Source organism: Bacteriovorax sp. DB6_IX (assembly GCF_000447775.1).
In the GTDB taxonomy this organism is placed as follows: Bacteria; Bdellovibrionota; Bacteriovoracia; order Bacteriovoracales; family Bacteriovoracaceae; genus Halobacteriovorax_A.
Window position 1 is genome coordinate 1 of the sequence record NZ_AUNJ01000122.1, and the last position, 3,118, is coordinate 3,118.

Annotated in this window: 3 protein-coding genes; 1 reads left to right on the forward strand and 2 read right to left on the reverse strand. The window is 34.7% G+C overall.

The window, feature by feature from the left end; genetic code table 11:
* Positions 1 to 244: 244 nt before the first annotated feature.
* Positions 245 to 454, reverse strand: a complete 210-nt coding sequence (locus M901_RS17730) for a hypothetical protein (RefSeq protein ID WP_198295335.1) — start codon at positions 452 to 454, stop codon at positions 245 to 247.
* 4 nt (positions 455 to 458) lie between these two features.
* Between M901_RS17730 and M901_RS03830 the strand changes: the two genes are divergently transcribed.
* Positions 459 to 1,934: a PAS domain-containing protein gene (locus M901_RS03830; protein WP_198295336.1), complete on the forward strand. Its 1,476-nt coding sequence runs from the start codon at positions 459 to 461 to the stop codon at positions 1,932 to 1,934.
* A 166-nt stretch (positions 1,935 to 2,100) separates the two neighbouring features.
* On the opposite strand, the gene M901_RS03835 is transcribed toward M901_RS03830, so the two are convergent.
* Complete coding sequence (locus tag M901_RS03835; protein ID WP_021276869.1) at positions 2,101 to 3,003, reverse strand: PAS domain-containing protein; 903 nt, start codon at positions 3,001 to 3,003, stop codon at positions 2,101 to 2,103.
* Between the last annotated feature and the right edge of the window lie 115 nt (positions 3,004 to 3,118).

Here is a 3,118-nt window from a genome sequence, read left to right on the forward strand (position 1 = left end):
TTCAATGTCGTGTTCTGACAAAATCTCTTGTATATAACTAACATCGATTTCATCATCTTCAATAAGTAATATCTTCATAAAACAAAAGATTCCTGTTAGTATCAATACATTATATTGTCGTTTATCTTAAGGCCTTTTATGAATTTATTCAATATCAACAACTTTATGCCACATGGTCACTGTTATCGTTGGAGAACTGATATCTTCTAATGAATGTGGTCTCTGATGTCCTAATTGCACTATGTTATCTAGCGATACCTACAGTTTTGCTAATAATATTGATAAGAAGAAAGGATCTGCCTTTTAGAAGCACAGTTATTGTATTTGCAGTGTTTGTATTCTTTTGTTCTCTAACCCATATTATGGAAATTATTAATGTATGGATTCCACTGTACTTCATTACCGGCATTATTAAGGTACTTACGGCCATAGTTTCCTTAATTTCTACTGCCATAATTTTGAAAAACTTAAGTAAGATTTTAACTTTACCATCATTACAGGAGCTTGAGGAAAGAGTGTTCAAGAGCATGCGCTATGTCCTTGATAGGTTACCGGTTGGAGTATTGCTCAGTGATTCTGATGGGAGAATTAAGTACAGTAATGAATATGTAAATAATGTCTTTGATTATGAAGCCGGTGAACTTGAGAACAAGGAAGTTGAAGTTCTTATTCCTTCAACTTTAAAAGCTCAGCACGTGGAATATCGTAATGAGTTTTTTAAAGACCCAAAGGATAAGATGATGGGTGCCGGTAGAATACTGACAGGTATCACAAAGAATGGCGAGACAAAGTTACTCGAAATTGGACTGAGCCCTCTGCTGTTTGAAAGCAGTGAAGCTGATCTTGTCGTTGGGATAAAAGATGTTTCTGCTGATCAAGAAGTTAAGAGAATACTAAATGAGAAATCAGCAATTATAAATGTCGCCACATATGGAATGCCATCACTTCTCTCTTATCTTGATAGAAATGGAATTTATAAGTTTATTAATCAAGAGTATGTTCGTCGTTGGGGAGTACAAAGAGAAGATATCTTGGATAAACATTATACAGACTTACTTCCGAAAACAATTTTGGAAGAAGTTCGAAATAATATGAATAAGGCCCTCAGTGGTAAAGAAGTTCGCTTCCAAATTTATGTAGAGTTTCCTAAAACGGGGCGAGCTCTAACTGAAGTTTTCTATCGCCCTCACTTCTCAGCAGATGGGATGGAGGTCTTAGGGGTTACAGTCCTTGCTCACGATGTCACTGATTTAAATAAGACCTTAAGAAAATTAGAAGTATCAAATAAGCAACTCGAGGAATTTGCTTTTCTTGTTTCCCACGATCTTCGTGCTCCTGTAAGACACGTCTCTAATTTTGTAGAACTCTTAATTTCAATGATTGAAGATGGCAATTATGACGATAAGAAGATTTCCCAGTACTCAAAAATCATCAAAGATAATGCAAATAAAATGCAGAATATGATTACAGGAATGTTAAAGGTTGTGTCGATTAGAGAAATCACGCCACAGATTTCCCTCATTAGCTTTAAAGACTATGTTGAAGAATTAGAAAATGAATTTAAGAGAAGAAATGTTGAAATAGAGTATGTAAGTGAAGTACATGAAATTGAAACTGATGCAAATCTTCTCGATCATATTTTCACTAACTTAATTAATAACTCTATTCACTTCTGTGATAAGGAGAGTGTGAAGTTAAAAATTCATCTTTCTGAAACTCAGGAAGGTTACTGTATAGAGTATTTTGATAATGGCCCAGGAGTTTCACCTGAAATGGCGCAGGTTATTTTTAGTGCTTTCTTAAAAGGAAAGGATTCTTCTGGGTTGGGTCTGGGGATGAATATTGTGCAGAAAGCTGTACAGAATCTTGGAGGCACTATTGAGTGTATCTCTAGAACTGATGGGATTTATTTTAAGATCTTCCTGCTGCACTGAAAAAAACTGCTCCTCTATCGTGGGGATGAGACTCACTCATCTCCATGAAATCATTTCTGAATTATCGGAATTTTCAAAACTGCCAAAATACTCAGCAGCTAAAGCGCTGTTTTTAAATAAGAATCCTATTTAAATAACCCCATTTCTGTATATCAGTTTGAATCGTTTATGACTCGAAGAAGCAGCCAATGAAGCTTTCAACATGACCTTCGCTATCTCTTGAGAAAACCTTATCAAGTGATAACAGCTTAATCCAGTGACCATTCTTATGTCTAAAACGATATTCGATTGGATAAATTTGATCAGTAGAGCTTGCAATCAATTTATTCATATGCTGAGTTACTAACTCTTTGTCATCAGGATGAAAAAGGTCGAGAAACTGGTCACCATCTAAAGAGTTGATCTCATCCAGGTCATAGCCCGTTATTTCTTGGTAAGTCGTATTCATGAATGTATTGGTTCTCTTACTGAGATTAAAAACATAAACGCCTGGTACAAAAGCTTCTGAAATCTTGTGGGCCAATGAGCCTTGGTTAATGAAAGTGGGAGAAGTCTCACTAAGTGGAAAGGAGTAGATTTCTTTTAAAGTCGAAATCTCCTTGTTGAGATCTTTAATTTGAGAATCTTGTTCATTAATATCGTAAATCAAGTTCTCATAATTTTCCTTGTCCGAAGATTTAGGCTTGAGCATATTATTTTCTGCGATATAGATGAAATTTTGGAGTCCTAGAGAGATCTGGTCTTGGCCACTCTTCTTTTGAAAGTAGTATTTAATTCCAGCATCGTAACACTTAGATATATCGTCGGGATTATCACTACTGGTAAAGACAAAGACAAAGAACTCATATTTTTTTAGATGTTCGAGAAAAACATCAATTCCGTTCTTTCCATTTAGATTAATATCGAGAACAATAATAGTATCATTTGGGTTAAGCTTTTTGAGAGTTTTTGGATCAATATCAACCATTTGAATAATTTCTAATGAAGGGAACTTCCTCTTACAGACGAAGTCGTACATTTCGAAGTCTAGTTGGTCGTCTTCAATGAATAGAATTTTTCTCACTTTCATGCGTAACCTTATTTTATTTATTAATATCATGATATAGTAAAATGGAATTTAGTCACAGGGGTAAAATGCATACTAGTAAAGTTAAAACAGAAATTAAGAGAATTAATGGCTACTT